This window comes from Nonomuraea cypriaca (assembly GCF_015645445.1).
GTDB lineage: Bacteria > Actinomycetota > Actinomycetes > Streptosporangiales > Streptosporangiaceae > Nonomuraea > Nonomuraea cypriaca.
In genome coordinates this window covers 1-20,155 of sequence record NZ_JADOGI010000192.1, presented here as the reverse complement: position 1 = coordinate 20,155, position 20,155 = coordinate 1, and the positions used below count along the sequence as shown (strand labels likewise).

At 67.4% G+C, this 20,155-nt stretch carries 22 protein-coding genes and 2 pseudogenes; 6 read left to right on the top strand and 18 right to left on the bottom strand.

All coding sequences use genetic code 11. The features are described 5' to 3' along the window. Window positions 1-196: 196 nt before the first annotated feature. The gene (locus ITP53_RS41720) at window positions 197-493 is read right to left on the bottom strand and encodes a hypothetical protein (RefSeq protein WP_195900994.1); all 297 of its coding nucleotides are present in this window, start codon (window positions 491-493) and stop codon (window positions 197-199) included. A 2-nt stretch (window positions 494-495) separates the two neighbouring features. Beyond that, entirely contained in the window at window positions 496-885 is a 390-nt protein-coding gene (locus ITP53_RS41715; RefSeq protein WP_195900993.1) for a hypothetical protein, read from the bottom strand. A 104-nt stretch (window positions 886-989) separates the two neighbouring features. On the opposite strand from ITP53_RS41715, the gene ITP53_RS61475 reads away from it, so the two are divergent. After that, window positions 990-1,817 carry a hypothetical protein gene (locus ITP53_RS61475; protein ID WP_195900992.1) on the top strand — a complete coding sequence of 276 codons (828 nt, stop codon included), beginning with the start codon at window positions 990-992 and terminating at the stop codon, window positions 1,815-1,817. Here ITP53_RS61475 and ITP53_RS61470 read toward each other — a convergent pair. Together ITP53_RS61470 and ITP53_RS41700 are read right to left on the bottom strand one after the other, a co-directional pair. Next, window positions 1,716-2,039, bottom strand: a complete 324-nt coding sequence (locus ITP53_RS61470) for a DNA adenine methylase (protein WP_195900991.1) — start codon at window positions 2,037-2,039, stop codon at window positions 1,716-1,718. The genes ITP53_RS61475 and ITP53_RS61470 overlap by 102 nt on opposite strands. 163 nt (window positions 2,040-2,202) lie before the next feature. Further along, entirely contained in the window at window positions 2,203-3,096 is an 894-nt protein-coding gene (locus ITP53_RS41700) for a tyrosine-type recombinase/integrase (RefSeq protein ID WP_195900990.1), read from the bottom strand. A gap of 232 nt (window positions 3,097-3,328) precedes the next feature. Here ITP53_RS41700 and ITP53_RS41695 point away from each other — a divergent pair, with 232 nt between their 5' ends. Beyond that, window positions 3,329-3,574: a hypothetical protein gene (locus ITP53_RS41695; protein WP_195900989.1), complete on the top strand. Its 246-nt coding sequence runs from the start codon at window positions 3,329-3,331 to the stop codon at window positions 3,572-3,574. A 617-nt stretch (window positions 3,575-4,191) separates the two neighbouring features. Here the strand turns inward: ITP53_RS41695 and ITP53_RS41690 are convergent. After that, window positions 4,192-4,512 carry an integrase core domain-containing protein gene (locus ITP53_RS41690; RefSeq protein ID WP_207757172.1) on the bottom strand — a complete coding sequence of 107 codons (321 nt, stop codon included), beginning with the start codon at window positions 4,510-4,512 and terminating at the stop codon, window positions 4,192-4,194. 86 nt (window positions 4,513-4,598) lie between these two features. On the opposite strand from ITP53_RS41690, the gene ITP53_RS41685 reads away from it, so the two are divergent. The 3 genes from ITP53_RS41685 (at window position 4,599) to ITP53_RS41675 (ending at window position 6,543) form a co-directional block, all read left to right on the top strand. Further along, on the top strand, window positions 4,599-4,901 hold the full coding sequence (locus ITP53_RS41685; protein WP_195900988.1) for a hypothetical protein: 303 nt from the start codon (window positions 4,599-4,601) through the stop codon (window positions 4,899-4,901). Beyond that, window positions 4,847-5,098, top strand: coding sequence for an integrase core domain-containing protein (locus tag ITP53_RS61465; RefSeq protein WP_195900997.1), 252 nt, complete (start codon window positions 4,847-4,849; stop codon window positions 5,096-5,098). The genes ITP53_RS41685 and ITP53_RS61465 overlap by 55 nt, the downstream gene beginning before the upstream one ends. A gap of 173 nt (window positions 5,099-5,271) precedes the next feature. Next, window positions 5,272-6,543, top strand: a complete 1,272-nt coding sequence (locus ITP53_RS41675) for a phospholipase D-like domain-containing protein (protein ID WP_195900987.1) — start codon at window positions 5,272-5,274, stop codon at window positions 6,541-6,543. Between the two features lie 186 nt (window positions 6,544-6,729). Here ITP53_RS41675 and ITP53_RS60685 read toward each other — a convergent pair. The 12 genes and pseudogenes from ITP53_RS60685 to ITP53_RS41620 all read right to left on the bottom strand — a co-directional run. Continuing rightward, window positions 6,730-6,845 (bottom strand): annotated as a pseudogene (locus tag ITP53_RS60685) (IS630 family transposase); the annotation flags it as partial. Window positions 6,846-6,948: 103 nt separating this feature from the next. Then, complete coding sequence (locus ITP53_RS41670; protein WP_195900986.1) at window positions 6,949-7,386, bottom strand: hypothetical protein; 438 nt, start codon at window positions 7,384-7,386, stop codon at window positions 6,949-6,951. Between the two features lie 133 nt (window positions 7,387-7,519). Beyond that, a complete protein-coding gene (locus tag ITP53_RS41665) occupies window positions 7,520-7,756 on the bottom strand; it encodes a hypothetical protein (RefSeq protein WP_195900985.1) in 237 nt (78 codons plus the stop codon). A gap of 208 nt (window positions 7,757-7,964) precedes the next feature. Beyond that, the gene (locus tag ITP53_RS41660) at window positions 7,965-8,177 is read right to left on the bottom strand and encodes a hypothetical protein (RefSeq protein WP_195900984.1); all 213 of its coding nucleotides are present in this window, start codon (window positions 8,175-8,177) and stop codon (window positions 7,965-7,967) included. 81 nt (window positions 8,178-8,258) lie between these two features. Further along, window positions 8,259-8,684 (bottom strand): hypothetical protein, encoded by a 426-nt coding sequence (locus ITP53_RS41655; protein WP_236051733.1) that lies wholly within the window; start codon window positions 8,682-8,684, stop codon window positions 8,259-8,261. 60 nt (window positions 8,685-8,744) lie between these two features. After that, window positions 8,745-10,367: an arylsulfatase gene (locus tag ITP53_RS41650; protein WP_328817468.1), complete on the bottom strand. Its 1,623-nt coding sequence runs from the start codon at window positions 10,365-10,367 to the stop codon at window positions 8,745-8,747. 129 nt (window positions 10,368-10,496) lie between these two features. After that, entirely contained in the window at window positions 10,497-11,828 is a 1,332-nt protein-coding gene (locus tag ITP53_RS41645; RefSeq protein ID WP_328817466.1) for a sulfatase-like hydrolase/transferase, read from the bottom strand. 526 nt (window positions 11,829-12,354) lie between these two features. Next, window positions 12,355-13,311, bottom strand: a pseudogene (locus ITP53_RS61460) (sulfatase-like hydrolase/transferase); the annotation flags it as partial. A 5-nt stretch (window positions 13,312-13,316) separates the two neighbouring features. Beyond that, complete coding sequence (locus tag ITP53_RS58420) at window positions 13,317-14,819, bottom strand: hypothetical protein (RefSeq protein ID WP_195900982.1); 1,503 nt, start codon at window positions 14,817-14,819, stop codon at window positions 13,317-13,319. A 12-nt stretch (window positions 14,820-14,831) separates the two neighbouring features. After that, the gene (locus ITP53_RS41630) at window positions 14,832-15,851 is read right to left on the bottom strand and encodes a glycoside hydrolase family 43 protein (protein ID WP_195900981.1); all 1,020 of its coding nucleotides are present in this window, start codon (window positions 15,849-15,851) and stop codon (window positions 14,832-14,834) included. A 67-nt stretch (window positions 15,852-15,918) separates the two neighbouring features. Then, complete coding sequence (locus ITP53_RS41625) at window positions 15,919-16,227, bottom strand: hypothetical protein (protein ID WP_195900980.1); 309 nt, start codon at window positions 16,225-16,227, stop codon at window positions 15,919-15,921. Window positions 16,228-16,282: 55 nt separating this feature from the next. Further along, on the bottom strand, window positions 16,283-17,326 hold the full coding sequence (locus ITP53_RS41620) for a glycoside hydrolase family 43 protein (RefSeq protein WP_195900979.1): 1,044 nt from the start codon (window positions 17,324-17,326) through the stop codon (window positions 16,283-16,285). Between the two features lie 179 nt (window positions 17,327-17,505). Between ITP53_RS41620 and ITP53_RS41615 the strand changes: the two genes are divergently transcribed. Further along, the gene (locus ITP53_RS41615) at window positions 17,506-18,567 is read left to right on the top strand and encodes a LacI family DNA-binding transcriptional regulator (RefSeq protein WP_195900978.1); all 1,062 of its coding nucleotides are present in this window, start codon (window positions 17,506-17,508) and stop codon (window positions 18,565-18,567) included. A 50-nt stretch (window positions 18,568-18,617) separates the two neighbouring features. On the opposite strand, the gene ITP53_RS41610 is transcribed toward ITP53_RS41615, so the two are convergent. After that, window positions 18,618-20,155, bottom strand: a 1,538-nt coding sequence (locus ITP53_RS41610) for an extracellular solute-binding protein (protein ID WP_207757171.1), incomplete at its 5' end; no start/stop codon positions are given.

Here is a 20,155-nt window from a genome sequence, read left to right as displayed (position 1 = left end):
CTTCCGAGGTGCCGTTCTCCTGCATGGACTTGATCTCGCAAATCCAGATCATGCCAGGTCAGGACGGCACCTCTCGCATGATGTGACACTACGTTACGAGTTCCCCGAAGCACGAGAATTCACGAGGTCAGCGCGAACGGCTCCTCGTGGATGCCACCCAGCTCGATCAGCGGCAGCCGCAGGACGTGGATGCGCACTACTCACCCGCCGAGGCGAGCAATGCGAATCGGCGCTCGAAGATCGACTTCTGTTCGGGCCAGAACGCGCCAGCGCCGTCGTGGCACACGTAGTCGCCGAGGTAGGCACGGCGCATGCCCTCCGGCGTCTGGATGCCCACGTACTCGGCCGACCGGCCCCGGATCGCGGTCCGCCCGACGACCCCCTGCAGCTTGGAGTACTTGTTGACCCAGGCCACGATCGTTTCGACCTCGGCGCCCTCGACCTGCACGGCCTCGACGAGCTCCGGCGTGTACTGGTACTCCTTGATGCCCATGATCAGCGTCTCCTCTTTCGGCGCGCGATCTGGCGTCGCCGGTAGTCGGTGCGGACGGTGCGCATGTGTGCGCGCATGATGACGATCAGCGGGAGCAGCGCATCGTGGACCGCCCGGGCGGCGGCGCCGATCTCCTGCATCCGCTCGGCGACCGCGCGGCCGTCGAAGGTGAATAGCGGCACGTCGAACGGCTCGCGCCGCGCAATCTCGCTGCTGTCGAGCAGACGCTTGCGGCCCTGTTCGTCGAGGTCGTAATGGTACACGCGGGCCTTGACGGCGAGCGCGTCGGTCAGGATCAGCTCGACCCGGTACGTGTCCCGTGGGTCGATGTCGTGCGCCCGCATCCAGGCCAGCAGACGATCGCGGCCCGGGTCGATGTTGAAGGGTGTCAACGTCTGTATGCGTGCTCGGCGGCGGTCATGCGCCCTCCGCTCTGGTCGACGCCACTGTCTCCAACAACTTGCCACCCCTTATTTCACCTAGGTGCGATAGGAGCATGGCAGTCCAGAAAGGGGACATGACTTGGGGGGCCTCGAAAGAATCACGCAACCCACGCTGGGACGTACTCGAAATTCTCGTGCGCGCCCACCACGGCAACGAACAGCTCCACGGGTGGGCGATCATGAAGGCGACCCACCGCGCAGGGCCCACCGTGTACAAGGCGCTCGACCGCCTCGAAGACGCCGGATGGATCACTGGCAAGAGGAACTCGGCCCCGACCAGCCCGGCCCGCGACGCCGCTTCTACCGGCTCACTGAGATGGAGTGCCGAGTGCCTGCGCGCTCCTGGCGGAGCGTCGCCCCGCCGCGCTGAAGACGCGGCCCGCGTTCGGGTTCGCCCCGCTCGCTCAGTTCCGTGGGCTATTGGCTGGTGGCCGATGACCACCGAGATCGTGATGCTCATCATCGGCGTACTCGTCGCCGAAGGCACCGAGGTCGCCCCCTGGCTCGCCAAGCGGCTGGCGTGCTGGTCAACCAAGTTGCGGTATACCGATCCGAAGCGAGCCGTGATCCGTGCGGAGGAACTCGCGGCAGTTATCGACGCCCGCCCCGGCAAGCTATTCAAGCTGATCACAGCGCTGCTTTTCGTCGCACAGGGATGCCTGGCATGGGGTCATCGCATCGGGCAGCGCGCCTGGAAACGTGCGATCACCTCCGACCGCATCATCCACGTGGTCCTGCGCCGGCAACCGAAGCCGATCAGTGCCGAGAACCGACGACGCTTACAAGGTGAGGGCAGCAGGAACCGAGTGGACTATCGGTTGATCCACACGGATTCGACGACGTGCCGCCGCTCGTCGCTGGAGCTGGCACGGACGCGGTAGTCGATCGTACGGCGTCAGCTCGATCGCGCGGATAAGCGCACGGGGCTGGTCGCGCAGCGTCTTCATGAAGGCGACGAGATCGCCGTTGATGTCGTTGATCGTCTCGATCTGCACCGGCTTCTTGGCGAAGAACACCGCGGCGCTGCCCGCGAACGGCTCGCAGTACACCTCGTGCGGCGGCAGGAGGTTGGCCAGGAACGGAGCCAGCCTGCCTTGGTCCACGTGCCCAGGTTGACTCGGCCGTAGTGGTGAATCCACGCCGACTTGTCCAACGCGCTCGATCTCGACCTGGGCACACCACACTCCTACTCGACCGCCGACGCCACCAACTGTGAAGGATCTCGTTCCAGTTGGTTCGCCGCGTGCAGGTACAGCATCGTCGTGTTCAGGTCCTCGTGGCCGAGCGCTTCCTTGATGCGGTCGGCGACGCGCCCAGGTCCTTCGCGATCGACGCCCACGTATGCCGCAGAACGTGCGGCGTCACCTTCGCCTCGATCCCCGCCTGGAGGCCGATCCGCTCCACCAGCTCCGACGCCGACGACCGGTAGAACCGGCCGCCCGTATCCGTCACGAAGACCCGCCTCTGCAGGTCCGCGACCTCGACGCCAGCGCGGCGCGCCCGATCCTCCAGGTACCGGTCCAACGCATACCCGGTCTCCACCGGCAGACGGCGGATCTTCGGCTTGTCCCCCTTACCGACGATCCGCAGCGTCCGCACCCCCCGCGCATGCCCGAGCGCGTCCAGCTCGGCCGCAACCGCTTCCTCCACCCGGATCCCGGTGTGCACCAGAACACGGATGAACGCCGCGGTGCGCAGCCGGGCCGGCCCATGATCCTTGTCGGCCGCCGCCACCAGGTGGTGCGCGTCGTCGCGGGTCAGCGCTGTCGTCTCGGAGTGGTTGCGCGGCACCTTCGGGCGGCGGGTGCCCTTGAGGTGGTTGACCTCGATGACGTCCTCGTAGGCGAGGTAGTCGTACCACGACGACACCGCCGAGATCCGCCGCGCCATCGTCTTCGCGGGGATCGGCTTCCCGGCCTGGAGCTCAAGCCACCGCTTGTACACGTCGCCGTGTCTCTTGCGTGCCTGCAGCGGGTCGAGCCCGGTCTCCGAACAGAACGTGAACCACCGCTCGATCTCGCGCCGGTAGGCGTCGCGCGTGTTCGGCGAGTCGTACGACAGCAGCCACGCCATCGTCGTGTCCTGGGTGTAGCCGAGCAGGGTCGGCGGGAACGCGAGCCCGCCTCCCCCGCTCGGTTCGCGGACCAGCTCAGCGGTCACGCCGACCCCTCCCCGCCCGGTTCGCGTCGAGGCGATCGACGCGCTCGTTCCAGGCGGCGATCTCGGCTGCCCACTGGGGGTCGATCGTCCATACCTCATCCGGCGGCGTGCGGGTGACAACGATGCGCGGAGAGCATCGCGACGCATCGCAGCAGCTTCTGAAGATCCCGGCAAGGTTCTCCGCGACAGGATCTCCAGAGTCAATGCAGCATTTGCCGAAGCAGCCTCGCTCGTGGACGACCTCCGGCGTGATCTCGAAGCCCAGCAGGTCGCCCGCGAAGCGCTCATCACCCAGGCCGAGGAGCAGCAGCGCCTCCTTGAGGCGAACGAGGAGCAGGCCGAGAGGATCCGGCAGATCCTCGTGGGCAAGACGAAGGCGACCATTCGCGCCGAGCGACGCCAACAGTGGATGTTCTTCGCCCTGGGCATGGCCATGTCGATCCCGATCGGTGTCGTGATCAACTTGCTCGTGCCCTGATCACGAGACCTTACGGGCGAAGCCGACCCTCGGGTTCTGGTGGCGTACCCCTTGCCGCGTTCTGCTCGTCGGCGGCCGGCCCCGGTCCCGCGAAGTGACCGGGTTCCATTTTTCCGACCGGCGACCAGGCTTTGCCGCTCAGCCGACCCGGGAGGCCGTACGACCAGCACACGCATCACATAGAGTGGCGGCGAAATTTCGTTCCGCTATCACTCGTGGAGATGCCCGTGAAAGCTCGTCTAACCGTCATCCTCGCTACCGGCGCGATGCTGACCGCCGCGCTCACTGCTCCCGCCGCTGCCGCCACTGGATCCGGAGACCTCGTCGGTGGAGCGCTCGGCGGATTGCTCGCTCAACTGCTAGACGCACTCTCTTCCATCCTTCACGTCGGCGTTCTCGGCGGCTGATCGCCCTAGCCCGGGCCGGGACCAAGCACTAGAAGCAGCGCTCGCCTGCGCCGCTGGCCCGCGCCTGAACATCGAGGGCGGCGACGAGGACCAGGCCGACGCCGAAGCGCGCGGTTAGCGCTGGCCGCCGAACAGCTGGTCGAAGTTCGTGGCGGCGGAGCTGGTCGCGAGGGCCAGGTGCAGCCTGTGGGTGCCAGGAATTCGGCCGCCCTATGCGACCTGCGCGTATTCGTGGATCAGCCCGCCGAGGCGGTCACGCCGAATGACCTTGATATCGTCCTCGACCGAGTCGGGAAGGGCTCGCAGCGGAGCGGCCTGGCCCAGAGAGCGATGTGGGCGATGCTCATTGAAATGGGTCTCGTAGGTGGCCAGCACGCGTCGTAAGTGGCGGGCGTTGACGATGAGAATCCGATCGAGGAGTTCGCGGCGCAGGCCGCCGATCCAGCGTTCGGCGAAAGCGTTGGCCCGCGGAGCGCGAGGTGGTGTCTTGAGAATGCGGATGCCTGCGGCCGTGAAGACGTCGTCGAACATCGCGGTGAATTTCGTATCCCGATCGCGGATGTGGAAGAAGTCGCATGCCAAGATTCCCGTGGTTTGAGCACGCAGGAACTCACTCCATGTTGGTCCCGCGCGTCGTGGCGCGGGGTCGGACCGTGCACGTCCTGGGAGTCACCGCGCATCCGAGCGGAGCCTGGGTCGCCCAGCAGGCCCGCAACCTGCTCATCAAGCTGGGGCAACGAGCTGAGACTCTGCGGTTCGTCGTCCGCGACCGCGACGTAAAGTTCACCGCGACGTTCGATGAGGTGTTCACCTCACTCGGCATCCGGATCACCAAGACGCCGATTCGGGCGCCCCAGCGAACGCGATCGCCGAACGCTGGATCGGAACCGCCCGGCGCGAATGCACCGACCGACTACTGATCTACGGCGAAACTCACCTCCGCCAAGTGCTGGCGGAGTATCAGCGGCACTACAACAACCATCGTCCGCACCGGTCACGAGATCGACGACCACCGCCACCGGCTGGTGTATCGGCACCCGACGATCTCGACCAGCCCCACCTGGAGCGTCACGAAGTACTGGACGGACTGATCAACCAGTATCAACAAGCGGCCTGACCAGGCTTGCATACGCCCAGGTAATTCCACGAATCGTAGTTTTCGCACCCAACAGGCTTCGGCGCCGCGGGCGGCGTGGCCCCGGGGCGTCCGATCGGCATGACCCGTTGACAAGCCCTCCCAGAGCCCCGACATTCGAACAGACATCCCCCTCCGAAAGAGGCCGTACGCCTATGACGATCCGACGCCGCATCCTTCTCTCCTTATGCCTGATCGCCGGTCTGCTGGCCGTCCCTCGGCCGGCCACGGCGGACGTCACCGGCCCGCCCGTGCTGGACGCGCCGGTCTTCAACGACCCGCTGGCCGAGTCGGGCGTGCCGGGCACCCCGAGCGCCGGACAGTCGGCCATCCTGGACCAGCTGATCCGGCTGATCCGGGCGGCGCAGCCGGACAGCGACATTCATTTCGTCTGGTACGCCTTCGCGAACGGCCAGCGGTCCACAGAGGTGGCCGAGCAACTCGTCGCCGCGCACCAGCGGGGCGTGCACGTCAAGGTGATCCTCGACAGCATGGAGAAGCTCGGCACCGACGCCAAGCCGTACAACGACCCGGTGACCGACACGCTGAGGGCGACGCTCGGCACCTCGGAGTCAGCGGCCTCGTGGGTGATCCGCTGCGAGTACCCGAACGAGGGCGCCGTCGACCGCGGCTGCATCGCCAGGGACTACATGCATAGCAAGTTCGCGCTGTTCTCCCGCATCACGGTGAACGGCGCCACCCATGCCAACGTGGTGTTCCAGACCTCGTCGAACCTGGCCGACTGGGACATGTACAGCGCGTTCCAGGACTCGTACACGTTCACCGACACCGCCGTCTACGGCGCGTACCGGCAGTACTTCTCCGACCTGCAGGCGGGCCGCCGCAAGGCGGTCGACCCCGGCTACTCGTGGACCACCCCCACCGGGACCAAGCACCGGGCCACGTTCTTCCCGCGGCGCGCCACGGACCCCGATCCCATCGTCAACGTCCTCAAGCTCATCGAGTGCGGCTACGACGACAACGGCGTCCGCCGGCAGACCGACATCCGCCTCGCACTGACCATCTTCAACAAGCACCGGGTGGCGATCGCCAACGAGTTGCTCCGGCTGCGCGGCGAGAACTGCTGGGTGGACGTCGTCTTTTACGAGAACGCCGCGAACGACGATACCAAGAACGTGGACGCCACCATCCGCCAGGTGCTGAACACGACGGTGAACGGGCGCAAGATTCAGGTGACGCCCTGCCGCATCCCGGCCGGCTCGCGCAGCGTGGCGATGCACAGCAAGGTCATGATGATCGACGGGTATTACGACGACGACATCACGCCGCGGGTGTACATGGGCAGCGCGAACTTCTCGCACATGGAGAACTCCGACGACTCCATGGTGCGCATCGCCGACGGCGAGGTTCACAAGAAGTACCTCGACTGGTTCTGGCACGTACGCGACACCTGCGCCGCCGGGTAGCGACAGCAGGCACCGGACGGGCCTGTCGAGCTTGACGCCCTGACAGGACGCCTGCGACGGCCAGGTGGCCTCGGCCGCCACCAGCAGTCCGCCTGCCGGCAGCAGGCGAGGAAGGCGGTGCATGGGTCGCAGCCGAGGTCATGCCGCAGCTCACCTGATGCCATACGGGGAAGGCTCGCCGGTTGATCAAGCTGCTGCGTCGAGGGGGCATCCGCCCCAGCGGATGCCCCCTCGCTGCGGATGCGGGCGCGTTCCTTGCGCTGGGCGGCGAGTACGTCGGGGTGGCGAACGTTCGCGTTGCGGGAGTCCAGATCGCCAACGGTCAGCGGCGGGCCGTCCGGGGCGTCCGCGTGATCGCGGCCAACCGGGGCGACCGCCTGGAAAGGTTCGTCGGCCGACCCCGGGTCAGGCCCTGGGAACGGTCTTGCCGCCCGAGGCGGGATTCCTGGTCGTTGCCTTCCCTCTCTTAGAGGTGGTGGTCTTCTTCCCGGAGGTGGTCTTCGGCGCGGCGGTCTCGGAGACGTCCTCAAGCTCCTGCGCGGCCTCGTGCCCCCTGGCGCTGATGATGTGGCGGCCGCGGACGGCCAGGTCATCGTAGAGCCTGCTGAGCTTGCCGACGGCGGCGTCAGCGTACTCGCGGGCCTTATCCGAGATGTTCGTCGGGGCGGCAGTTTCACGCGCCTTGCCGGGCAGATCCTTGGCGGTCTCCCGAACTTCGCGCCGGCGCTGCTGGAGCCGGGTGCCGAGCCTGCGCAGATTCTCAGCGGCGTAACCGCCTGCGCCCGTTACGGCATAAAAAGGCTTGGACTTGGCGATCTTCTTGATCTGGTCGGTGAGCGTCATTGGTGCTCCCTCCTGGACGCTCCGGGGCTCCCGCGAATGCGTCAGGCGGGTCTGTCGGCCCGCTCGGCCGACCCCCCGCAGGCCGGCTCATACCTTGGCGGCGAGCAGTTCCTCTGGTCGCCACCTTCGGATGTCAGCCGGACAGCCGCCGACGCAACAGCTCCTTACTCTCCTCAGCCCCCTTGCGGCTTGCAGACTGAGCTCGGCGGAAAAGATCCGCTAGGTCGGAATCGCCGGCCCGCTCGGCATCGGCAATGAAAATTTCCATCCGCAGTGCGTTGCTCAGACATTGCTCGACGAACCAGATCAGGTTGTAGTCCTTGTCCGCCGTCCCGGTGACCCCACCTGTTTCCTGACGTGCCTCAACCATCTGGATCTCCTACCTCAGCTTATCCGTTCGGGCCAGTACGCCCATCCCCTACCCGGGCCGCAGCAAAGGGGGTCCCAGTAGCAATGAAGAAATTCCAACAGATATACCGCTGACCTGCGACGATGTACGGCCCTATCACTGAGGTCTCGGTTCGCTACGGTGTGGACCATGAGCGACGACAAGCCGGAGTTCGGGTACGGCGCGGGGGTCAGCCGCTATGGACCGTGGCCGGGGGTTCCGTCGACGGGTTCTCAGGCAGTGCTCCACGTGATCCAGCGGGCACCGGGGCCGTGCCGGGGCGGACGCCACCGGCGGGGGCCAGGCCGACGCCGTCGCGGGCCTCTTCAACCACGCCGGAGATCCACTCGTCGACCTGGTGGTAGGCGCTGGCCCAGCACATGGCCGCCTTGGGGAGGGACATGCCCGCGGGGAGGTGGACGGCCCCGCCGTCCGGGTCTTCGGCGGTGTCGGGATCCCACCGGATGCCGGACTTAGGATGCGGTCATGATGCCGAGCGGCGTGGTGCGGTATCGCGGGGCATCGACCGGCCAGTGCCTCTCACGCCCAACGCGCGAAAGACGCGGCTCAACGGCTGGGACTTGGCGGCCTCGATCGCGGCGAGCAGCTTGGTGGTGCTGCTGTCCCCCATGCGGTCCAGCCCGATGATCTGCTCGTGCACGAGGCTGAACAGGTCGCCGAGGTCGGCGATGAGGCCGGTGTCGAGCATCTGCTGGATGCGGCTTTTCGCCAGTCCTTCGATGTCGAGCTGGTCGCGGCCCGCGGCGTACGCGATGGACGCCAGGGCATAGCACTTGCGGCCTTGGACGCACCGCCACCGCTCCTGCGACTTGTCGATGGCCTTGCCGCAGTTCGGGCACACGTCCGGGATAGCGACCGGCCGCTCCTCGCCGGTTCGCAGGTGAACCACGGGCGCCTCGATGCGCGGCTCCGGCCGGCCGGGATCGCTCGCGGCGCGGGACGGTGCGCGTCAGGCAGGCTGACGGGGCATGCGGGCGCGCGCCACCAGCACTTGGTTGTAAGGAAGAACGCCGACCGCGTCCGCCCAGTCCTGCCACCGGGCAGCCAAGTCCTGAACGCGATCCGGGTACTCGCCCGCGAGGTCGTTGCGTTCACTCCGATCGGACGCGAGGTCGTACAGTTCCCATGGCGACCCGTACTCGTGAACGAGTTTCCATCGACCCACACGGATGGCGGCGTTGCCGATGTGCTCCCAGAACAGATCGTGCTCGACCGCCTGCCCGCCCCTGAGTACGTCCAGCATGCTGACACCCGGCAGGGACGGAAGCGTCCGCCCGTTGCGTTCGGCGAGCGGCTGCACCTCGGTTGCTTCGAACAGCGTCGGCGCGATGTCGGTCAACTGGTGGGGCGCGTCGAGGACACCGCCGCTGAAGCCACCGTTCGGCCAGGAAACGATGAGCGGAGTCGAGATACCGCCTTCGTGCACCCACCGCTTGTACAACCGGAAGGGGGTGTTCGAGAGGTTCGCCCAAGCCCGCCCATAACTCGTGTAGGTGTCTGCCGTGCCCGGCCGGATCTCAGGCGTGTTGCCGACCCGCATCGGCGTGCCGTCGGGAGCTCTGGGCGGGATGATCAGATGGTGACGCCGGAAGCGTTGCGCCGACTCCGGATCACTGCTGAGCTCCTCCGCGCAACCGCCGTTGTCGGACAGGAAGACCACGATGGTGTTGTCGCGCTGACCGGTGTCGTCCAGCGCTGCGAGAATCCGGCCGACGGCCCGGTCCATCGCCTGCACCTGCGCGGCGTACACCTCCATCCGCTGGAGCTGCCACTTCTGCTCGGGCTCGTCGTCCCAGGCAATGACGGCCGGGTCGCGGTCATCGAGCGTCGCGTTCTCCGCACAGATGCCGGCCGCGATCTGTCGCCGGTGGCGGCGCGTCCGGAGCACATCCCAACCCTCGTCGAACCGGCCACGGGTGTTGGCCAGATCTTCGTCCTTCGCGTGCAACGGCCAGTGCGGAGCGGTGAAGGCGACGTACCCGAAGAACGGTTGCCCGTGGGCGGCTGCGTCCCGGATCGCTCCCGCGGCGTGCGAACCGATCTCGTCGGTGTAGTAGAAGTCCTCGCCGAGCTCGGACAACGGAATCGGGATCTCGCCGTCGTGCAGGGTGGTGGTCTGGAAGTAGCTCCCGGCGCCGCTGATGGTTCCCCAGAACCGGTCGAAGCCACGCCGGGTCGGCCAGGTGCCGTCCGGCTGTTCCCGCTCGTTGGACAGGTGCCACTTCCCCGTCATGTGCGTCCGGTAGCCGGCGGCGCGGAACGCTTCCGCCAACGTCGCGCACCGCTCGGTCAGGCTCCCGGGGTATCCAGCGGGCCCGTCGTTGTTCACCAGCTCGGCGACACCCGTCTGATGCGGATGCAGCCCGGTCAGCAGCGAGGCGCGGGACGGGCTGCATCGCGCTGTGTTGTAGAAGTTCGTGAGGCGAACGCCCCGATCGGCCAAGCCGTCGATATGCGGTGTGCCAATCTCACCGCCGTAGCAGCCCACATCCGAATATCCCATGTCGTCGGCGAGGATGACGAGGACGTTGGGCCGTGCCGGATCGGGGATCTGCGTGGTATCAGCGCTCACGGTTCGGTGACTCCTCAGTCGTGGTCCAGCGGCCGGCTTCCCCAGCGCGGGACCAGCACGCCCATGGTCGTGCTGAGGCTGCCGCAGGCGTCCGCCGATTTCCTGATGGCGGTCCTTGTCGGGTAACGGCTACCCGCCGAAGGCGAGTTCCCGCCGGCGCCGGCGGAACAGCTCGACGGCGTCCTTGTGCTGCGGGTCGTCGATCACGTTGCGGGTCTCGCCGGGGTCCATGTCGAGATCGAAGAGCACCTCGGGCAGGCCCGGCCCGTAGTGCTGGTACTTCAGGGCACCCCGCTTGATCATCAGGTTCTTCCCGTTGTACTGCGAGACCGCCTCGTCGTCCCATCCGTGGGCATCCCCGCGCAGCAGCGGCACCAGGCTGCGGCTGTCCAACCCGGACGGTGCGGGTACCCCGGTCAGCTCGCACAGGGTGGCGAACAGGTCGCACAGGCTCACGTTCTGCCGCACGGTCCGGCCCCCGCCCAGCCCGGCCGGCCAGCGTACCAGCAGCGGTACCCGGACGCTGCCCTCGAAGAACTTCTGCTTCTCGAAGACGCCGTGCTCACCCAGCATCTCCCCGTGGTCGGCGGTGTAGATGACGATCCACTCGTCGAGGTCCTGCCCCACGTGGTGCAGCGCGTCGATCACCCGGCCGAGCCGGGCGTCCATGCTCTCGACCATCGCGTAGTACGCCGCGGTGGCCCGCCTGATCTCCCGCTCGCTGGCGTCGGTCCCGGCGACCACCCGCAGCCCGCCGCCCAGGAACGGGTGGTCGAATGGCTGCTGTCCGGCGTACGTCGGCACCCTCGGCAGGTAATAAGCGAACCGCTGCGGATCCTCGGCGAGGAACGGATAGTGCGGTTCGTTCAGGCTCACCTTGAGCAGCAGCGGCTGCTCGGGAATCGCCCGGTCGTAGAACGGGTCGACGAAGTGCCGCGTCAGGTAATCGATCGCGCCGACCACGGTGTACTCGTCGGCCACCGCGGACGGCCCGCGACCGGCCCCCGCCCGCTGTACCTCCTTGACGATCGGCCACTTGTGCCCGATCGGGTTGGTCGGTTTGACGACCCGATCGGGGAGGTGCCGGGCGTCCACCGTCACGTCGCCGCCGACCCGCGCCGTCCAGCCCTGCATCTGGTCCGGCCCGGTGTGATGCAGCTTGCCGCAGGCCACCGTGGCGTAGCCGTACTGGGCGAGCCGCCTGGCGAAGGTCATGTGGCCGGGCGCCAGATCCTCGCCGTACCGTTCGCAGCCGGTCGTCCGCGGGAACTGTCCGGCCATCATCGACTGCCGGGCGGGTACGCAGATCGGTGCCGGGGTGTACGCGTTGGTGAAGACCGTCCCGTCGGCGGCGAGCCGGTCGAGGACCGGGGTCCGCACCACGGCGTTGCCGGCGTACCCAGTCACGTCGGCGCGATGCTCGTCGCTCATCAGGAACAGGATATTCGGCCGTCTGCCCACTGTGCTCAATCTGCTTTCCGCCTATCGCTGCATGCCAGTTGTGTGCGGCCCGGTTGGGTTGGTACGTCGCCAGCGGCAGATCGTCCACGACCCGGGTCGCCCACCGCAGCATCCGCTCCACCAGCTCGGCGCGGATGCCGGCGCGGGCGGGATCGTCCCACCGGTTGTCCAACTCCATCGGGTCGACGGCCAGGTCGTAGAGTTCTCCGTCCCCGGTGACGCTGTGCAGCAGCTTCCACCGGCCGCGCCGCAGCATCCTGGTGGTGCCGCTCTGGGTGACGGCGTTGAGTTCGTCGTACTGCGTGCCGTCGTACGGAAAGTGCAACGGGGGTCGCTCGCCGGGCCGGTACGGCAGGCCACCGTAGCCACTCTCGCCGTAAACGCTGTCGAACTCCTCCACCGGATAGCCGGCGCCGGTGAGCATCGGCCATAGGCTGCGCCCCTGCACGCCATACGGGATCGATGCCCCGACCGCCTCACAGAGCGTCGGAAAGATGTCCGCGATCGAGACCAGATCGCGGTCATTGTCCCGGGTGGCCACCCCGGGACCGGCGATCACAAACGGGACGCGCATCAGTGCCTCCGGCATGCCGGCGCCCTTGCGCTGCAACCCGTAGTCGCCCACGTAGTCACCGTGGTCGGCGGTGAACACCACGATCGTGTCGGCCAGTTCGTCATGCGGCCGACTGAGGAGCAGCCGGCGGAGTTGGTCGTCGATCAGGCTCAGCATCCCGAGGTACGTCGCGCGATAGCGGCGCCACAGGCCGTCATACCCGGGTCGCTTCTCCTCGATCAGTTCCCGCAGCCACCGCCAAGCGCCGCCCTTGGCCTCGGCCGCCTCGGGCCCGCAGATGCGCGGCGGCACCTCGTCCTCCGGAAAGAGCGAGAAGTACGGTTCCGGCGCCTGGTACGGGTTGTGCGGCTCGGGCAGTGAAACCCAGCAGAAGAACGGCCGGTCACGATCCCTGGCGTCCAGGGCGGCGATCGCATCGGACACGATCCGGTACGCGTACTGGCGGTCGAGCGGGAACGGGGTGGCCTCGGTCGTTGGGCCGTGGTCGATGTCGCGCAGCCACGCGGAAAACTCCCGCTGCGACTGCGTGACGTCGACCGCGCCGTCGTGCCAGTACGGGCCCGCGAACGAGTCGAAGCTCTCCGGACCCCGGTACATGTGCGTCTTGCCGGCGAAGTGCATCGAGTAGCCCGCCTCACCGAGCACGTCGAGCAGGTCCGGGCCCCGGATCACCGCATTTACCGCGGAGTTCTGGCGGACCCGGTGAGCGCTCGGGAACCTGCCGGTGAGCAGGCTGGTCCGTGCCGGCACGCAGGCCGGCGCGGTGGTGTACGCGTTGCGGATCCGGGTACCGGTGGCGGCGAGCGAGTCGAGGAACGGCATGGTGTCCACCGGGAGGCCCTCACCGGCGGTGAATCCGTGCCGGTGCTGGTCGGTGGTGATCAATAGGATGTTCGGACGTGCGGACATGACGGCTACGGCCTGCCCGTCTTCGTCAACCGGAGCAGAACGGCGCCCGTGCTGGGCACCCGGAACGTCACCAGCCCACGATTCGCCACCCGCACTCCGACAATCTCGTCGTGCCGCGCCTCGCTGAACTCCCACAGCTCGCCGATCGCATGGCCGAGGAGCTCGGACAGGTCGGCCTGGACCTCGTACGCGGAGGTGACGGAGCTGTTCGTGACGAGCAGGTCGATGTGGTCGCCGCCCGGGGCTTCCGTGGTCATGGCGAGCAGGTCTGGGCTGCTCGCCACGCTTTGATGGGTGGGGCGGCCGCCCTGCAGCGCCCGGATGCCCATCCGCAACGCGTAGTAGGTCACCCGCCGCGTCCCGTCCTTGCCGATCAGGTATGGCCGCGTCGGCGCGTCGTACAGGTTCACGATGTGGTTGCCGTAGACGTAGTAATCGCCGGGGCGGGACATCCGGATCAGATTGTTGATCATCAAGATGCCGTAGGGCACCTTGAGGAACGAGTCGGCGCCCCGGAAAACCGGTCCCCATTCGGTGACCCACAGTGGACGGTCCGGATAGCCGGCCGCCGTCATGATCTGGTGCACCTCACGGATATGCTCGCTCGGATCATCGTCGAAGTCATGGAAATCGACGCAGTCGAAGTACTGCGGCACCTTCGCGAGCGCATCTTTGATCCAGCCGAACCGTTCGCCGGCCTCGTTGACCGACGTGCCGGCGCTGACCGGCGCGAAGGCACGGTACGACCGCCCCGGCAGGTACTTGTGGTAGACGTGGTCGATCGCGTCCTTTGTCAGCTTGACGAAGTCCCAGTAGTCGTCCTCGGTAGCGATGCCCTGCCAGCCCTGGCCGGGGTGGTTCGGCTCGTTGCCGATCTCCCAGTCGTCGACCCGGTAGTCGTTACGGACGTTCATCCAGTAGACCACCGCGAAGACGTGCTCCCACCATTCGTTGCGCCCCTCGGGCGTGTTCGGCGGGTTGAGCTGGGCCGCCCAGTCCGGCTGGATCTGCGCGTTCTGCACCCGCAGCGACACGACCGGCTTGACGCCCGCGTCCTTGAGGTCTCCGAAGATCTTCCGGCTGTTGCCCTGCCAGCCGACGCCGGGATCGGTGACCTCCCAGAATGCGCTGCCCTCGGGTGGGTTGGTGAACGCCTCGTCCCACCAGGCCCAATTGATCACATTCGGATCGGCCTTGATCTGCTCAATCGTCGGCAAGCCGAAGACGCCGTCGTCGTCGCGGTACTCCCACGGAGCCATGCCGCTGTAGAACCGGTAGCTATTGATGCCGAGGTCGCGGAAGTCAGCGATGTCGAAGTTGGTGATGCCACGGTCGGCTCCGATGTACCGCGTGCTCACCCCCCACTGGTCGCCACTTATCTTGATGGTCGCCGGGACGGCCGGAGCCCGGTCCGCAGCCGCCCGACCGGTCCCGGCGCCGGCGAACAGCAGCGCGGCGGAACCGCCGCCGGCCATCCCCAACAGCCTTCGTCTGGTGAACCTGGACATGCGTGTGGCTCCTTACTCGCTCGGCGTGCCGTCGTGGATGCGAGGCCACCCGCCGGAGCGGTCCCAGTAGAGGACGTCCATCATCAGATAGCGCCCGCCGGTGCACGACTCGCCGGACTGGCTCAGGTACGCGTGGTAAAACACCAGCCATCCGTCGGCCGCAGTGTGCTCGATGTCCTGATGGCCCACGCCGCAGTAGCGGGGGTCGTTGTTGCCGGACAGGATCGGCCCGCCGCTCGGATCCTTCGTGAAGGTGCCGGTGGGCGATGTGGAACGGGCCACCCCGAGCGCGTACGTGTCCCGGTTGTACGTCGCTCCACTGTAAAAGATCCAGTAGAAGCCGCCTTGATACACCATGGTCGGCGCCTCGACACTGACCCCTTCCCACGAACGGGCGGGCGCCACGATGTGGTAAGGCGTGCCGATCCCGGACAGGCCGTCGTCGTTGATGGGCCGGATGACGATCTGCTTGGTGCCCTCGCTCGGATTCGGGTCGTCCTTGTACAGCAGGTAGTGCCGCCCGGTCACCGAGTCAAAGAAGATCGACGGATCGATGATGCTGTAGGCCGCCGTCGGATGGCACAGCAACGGCCGCCCCAGGTCGGTGAAGTTGTAGGGCGTCGAGGACGTCGCCCGCCCGATGCAACGCTTTCCCGTGGCGGTGTTGATCGCGGCGAAGTACGCCACGTACTGGCCGATCGAGTGGAAGAAGTAGATTTCCGGCGCCCAGTACCCGTACGACGAGTCGGACCAGCCAGGCAACTTGCCCGACTCGAAGACGTGACCACTGTTGGACCAGCTGTGCCGATCAACGGAGACCCGGACGGGCATCACGCCGCCAGTCGAGTCCACTCCAGACGTCGCCGCGACGTAGTACCGGCCGTCGGTGTAGATGGTCCCGGGATCGGCCGTGCCACCCCACGTGAACAGCGGGTTGGGGAAGCTTCCAGCGGCCATCGCACCCGGCGGGGCGGCGAACACCGCCACCAACGCGAGTGCGGCGGCAAACAGACGATGTACCGGTACCCTCACGAGCCGCTCTCCCTTCTCGCAGAACCTCGACAGCATCAATCAGGCGCGACACATCCAATGCGACGCATCAGCCGGTGGCGAGGGTGGCCGCCCGGATGCGCTCCAGGTCCACCTCCGCGTACGACTCGACCCGGTCGACGATCGACCCATCGGCGGCGCCGAGCGTGACCACGAGGTCGTACAGATGCGGATTTTCCGGGCTCCATAGCGCGACCCCGGGCCACTCGCCGATGTGCGGGCCGGGCGGTTTGGCGCCGCCACGGCCGAGCTGCAACGAATGTGTGAGGACGGAACTGTCGACGGCGACGATGTCACGGGCGACCGGCCGGCGGCGTCGTCGTACGCGAACGACCAGATTCCGTTGAGGCTGGTCCACCGGTCGCGACGCAGTTGTGGTCGCGGGTACTCCGGCCGGGGTGTCACGGCGCCACTCATGCCACGACCGGCCAGTCGTCGTGGAACTTGAGGCGGGTCCACCAGAGCTGCCGACCAGCCGATGGGTTGCTGCGTTCGCGGGCATGGAAGAACATCTGCCAGCCGTTGTTGCCGTCGGGCATCGGGAACTGCCCGCCCGGGCCATCGAGCACGTCGTCGCTGGCGAGGATCGGGTCGCCGTGCTTGACGTATCCGCGGTCGATGTACCGGGAGCGGGCGACGCCAACCGCATACGACGCGTTGCCGAAGTTGTTGCCGCTGTAGAACAGGTAGTACCAGCCCTTGTGGAAAATCAGCGAGGGCGCCTCGACCACCTTGCCCTCCCACTCGAGGGTGTTGAAGAGCAGATCGGTGGCGGTGCCGACCAGGGTCAGCCCGTCTGCGGTCACCTCCTGCAGGACGAGGGCCGTCGGCCGGGGCGGGGTGAGCGCGTTGGTGTTGTTCTTCCACAGTAGGTAGCTGCGTCCGGTGGTCGGATCGACGAAGAAGCTCGGGTCGATCACGCTGTAGTCGGGCCGGCTCACCAGCGGGTTGCCCAGATCCGTCCACGGGCCCTCCGGGTGGTCGGCGGTCGCCGCTCCCACGCAGAACCACCGCTGCGGGCCGTCCGAGGCGTAGTAGATGACGTAGCCCCCACCGAACGCGTGCACCTCGGGCGCCCAGAACCGCTTCGGCCCGGTGACCCAGGTCGGCAGGCCGTCGATGGGGAACACACGACCGACATCGCTCCACGTCGCACCGCCGTCGGTCGACCGCCGGATCGGGATGGCGCCGGTGCTCGATCCGGAGGTCGAGTAGCAGTACCAGACGCCGTCGACGTCCAGCACGCCCGGATCGGCGGTGCCCAATCGATGCACCGGCGCCCCGAAGGTGTTCTTATTCGTCGCCGCCGGAGTCGCGCCTTCGACAGTCGCGCCTTCGACAGTCGCGCCTTCGACAGTCGCGCCTTCGGCAGTCCCGCCGAGGAACACGCCGGCGAGGACGGCGCCACCGGCCCCGAGGGCTCCCGTCAGCAGGCGTCGTCGTGCAAACGCCGTCATCAGCGCTCCTTGATTGAGGGGTGGGTGGTATCACCACACCATCCAGAAACTAGTTTCGTCAATCGTTTCCGAAAAAATTCGCTACTCGAGCGCTCTCCGCCTCGATCCGCTGGGCTCGTCCGGTTACGATTGACCGGCCTGCGGAAAATCTGCCTCAGGCTGTTTCCGAGGAGGTGTCCGTGACATCCGCAGGGTTCGGAAAACCAGACGACAAACGGCGCAGGACGATCCGTGACGTGGCCGCCCACGCCGGCGTATCCGTCGCGAGCGTGTCGCGGGTTCTCTCCGGCAAGTACTCGGTCGGCGCGGACACCCGCAGCCGGGTGCTGCGCGCCGTCCAGGAACTCGACTTCGTCGTCAACGCACACGCGCGCGCGCTGACCTCGGAGCAACCGGGCATGATCGCGTTGGTGGTCCATGCGGTGACCGCCTCCTTCCTGGCCAATGTCGCCCAGGCGGTGGAGCAACAGGCCGCGGCCGAGGGACATCTGTGCCTGGTCTGCACCACGCAGGGCCGTCCCGATCGGGAGGTCGCCGTCGTGAACCTCATGCGCGAGCAGGGCGCGCGGGCCGTCCTGCTGGTGGGCGGCGTCGTCGAGACTGAGGACTACCCCGCCCGGATGCGCCAGGTCGCGCACGCGCTCGACGCTGCGGGGTCACGACTCGTCTTCTGCGGTCGGCCGGCTCCCGCACCCGATCTGCCGGCGGCGGTGGTGACGTACGACAACGAGGGCGGCGCCTACGCGATGACGAGTTTCCTCGTCTCTGCCGGCCATCGCAGCATCCTGTTTCTCGGCGGCGACGAGGGGCATACCACGGCGGACGAGCGCATCGCCGGGTACCGGCGTGCCCTGAACGACTGGGCGATTCCGTTCGATCCGGCCCTCGTACAGCCGGGACCGTTCACCCGCACCTTCGGTTATCAGCGGGTGAAGGCGCTGCTCGGCAAGGAGCGTACGTTCACCGCCGTGTTCGCCGCCAACGACCTCGTCGCCGCGGGCGTGCTGCGCGCCTGCCGCGAGGCCGGGGTGGCCGTGCCGGACGATCTCTCCGTCGTCGGCTACGACGACCTGCCACAGGCCGCCGACTTCGTGCCATCGCTCACCACCGTACGAATCCCGCACGACGAGTTGGGCCGGGCCGCGGTGCGCGCCGCGCTGCATCCCGAAGACCCGGTCGACGATCACGTGCTCGGCACGCACGTGGTCGTTCGCGACTCGGTACGTCCGCCGCGCCGCTGACCGGGCAACGCCGCGCCGCCCCCCGACGGCCGGCGGCGCGGCCCGGTCGCTCAGTGGTGCTGCGCCGCCTCGTACTCCTTGGCGTACTCCTCGGCCATCTTGTCCCCGCCCTGTGCCTTCCAGTCCTTGACCGCGGCGGACCACGCGCTGACCGGTTCCCGACCGGCGAGGATCGCGGTCATCTCATCGCGCAGCTTCAGCCGCAGACTGTTTTGCAATGAGGAGGCGCCGTCCGACCTCAGGCCGGTCGCCGGATTCGGCACCGCCGTATCGATCGTCTCGGACTGGTAGGCGTGCATCCGGCGCGCCGCGTCGGCATCGCCCGGTATGTACAGCGCGTTGGGCGCATCCATCACGTACCTGATGCCGAGCGTGTTGGGGTTCTCCACGTCGGCGAGCGCGGTGAGCTTCGGCGAGCCATCGCCGGCGCGCGTGTAGTGCTTGCCTTCCACGCCGAAGTGCGAGACCTCGTACTCCTTCGTGCCGAAGGGCGCCGCGAGGTAGTCCAGCACTCGCAGGATCAGCTCCACCCGCTCCTTGGCCGCCTTCTTGATGATGACCCGGCCGAAGATCCCGCCCGCGAAGTGGACGCCACCGGGAGTATCGGTCTGATACAGCCGGGCGAGGTCCGGCTTCCAGGCGCCATTGATCTTCCCGACCGTCGTCACGTATGCGAGCAGTCCGTCCGGCATGCTCGCCACGGTCTGGTTGTAGAGCTGGGCCTTCATGTCGACGGCGCTCATCGTCTGCGCATCCGGGTGGTAGAGCCCCTTCTCGCGCAGCTTCCGGACGAACTCCAGCGCCGGCAGCCAGCGCTCGGACTCCCACGATCCGATGAACTTGCCGCCCTTGACCTCCCACTCGTTGGGTACGCCGAAGGACATCGCGTGCCAGGTCAGCCCGAGCTCTGAGTTGTCCGAGCCCATCCCCCATCGGCGGCCCTTCGTGACCGCGGCCATCGCCTGCTCGAACTCCGCCTGCGTCCAGTTCGTCGGCGCGCTGACCGCGTCGAGCAGGGTGCGGTTGACGTGCAGACTGTAGTTGAACCTGGGCCGCTCGATCGGGACGGTCATCAGCTTGCCGCCGACCCGCCCGGCGCCCTGCCACGCGTACGGCGGGATGTTCGCGAGATTGGGATACTTCTTGATCGCGTCGCCGGACAGGAACTCGGACAGGTCCGCGCACTTCGCGACGATGTACTGGTCGATGTTCGGCGGATCGCCATTGATGACCATGAGGTCGGGCATGTCGCCGCTCGCCATCTGGGTGGCCATCTTCTTCGGATAGTCGGCGCTCGGTACGTGCGTGAGCTTCAGGTCGATCCCCAGCGCCTCATTGATTGCCGTCCAGAGCTGGTTCTCCTCGGCCGGGCGCGGCGGCGGCGAGTACGTGATGATCAGGGCCTGCACGGTCGAGCCGTCGCCGGGCTTGCTCGCCACGCTCTGCGCCAGCGACTGCGGGTAGCTCAGATAGGCGGGCTGCACGCCGCGGTCGTCGCCGGGCAGGTCCGGCTTGACGCCCGTGAACGGCACGTAGCTGGGCCAGGGAACGACGTCTCTGCCCGCGCTGCCCACGCCGCCTCCTCCCC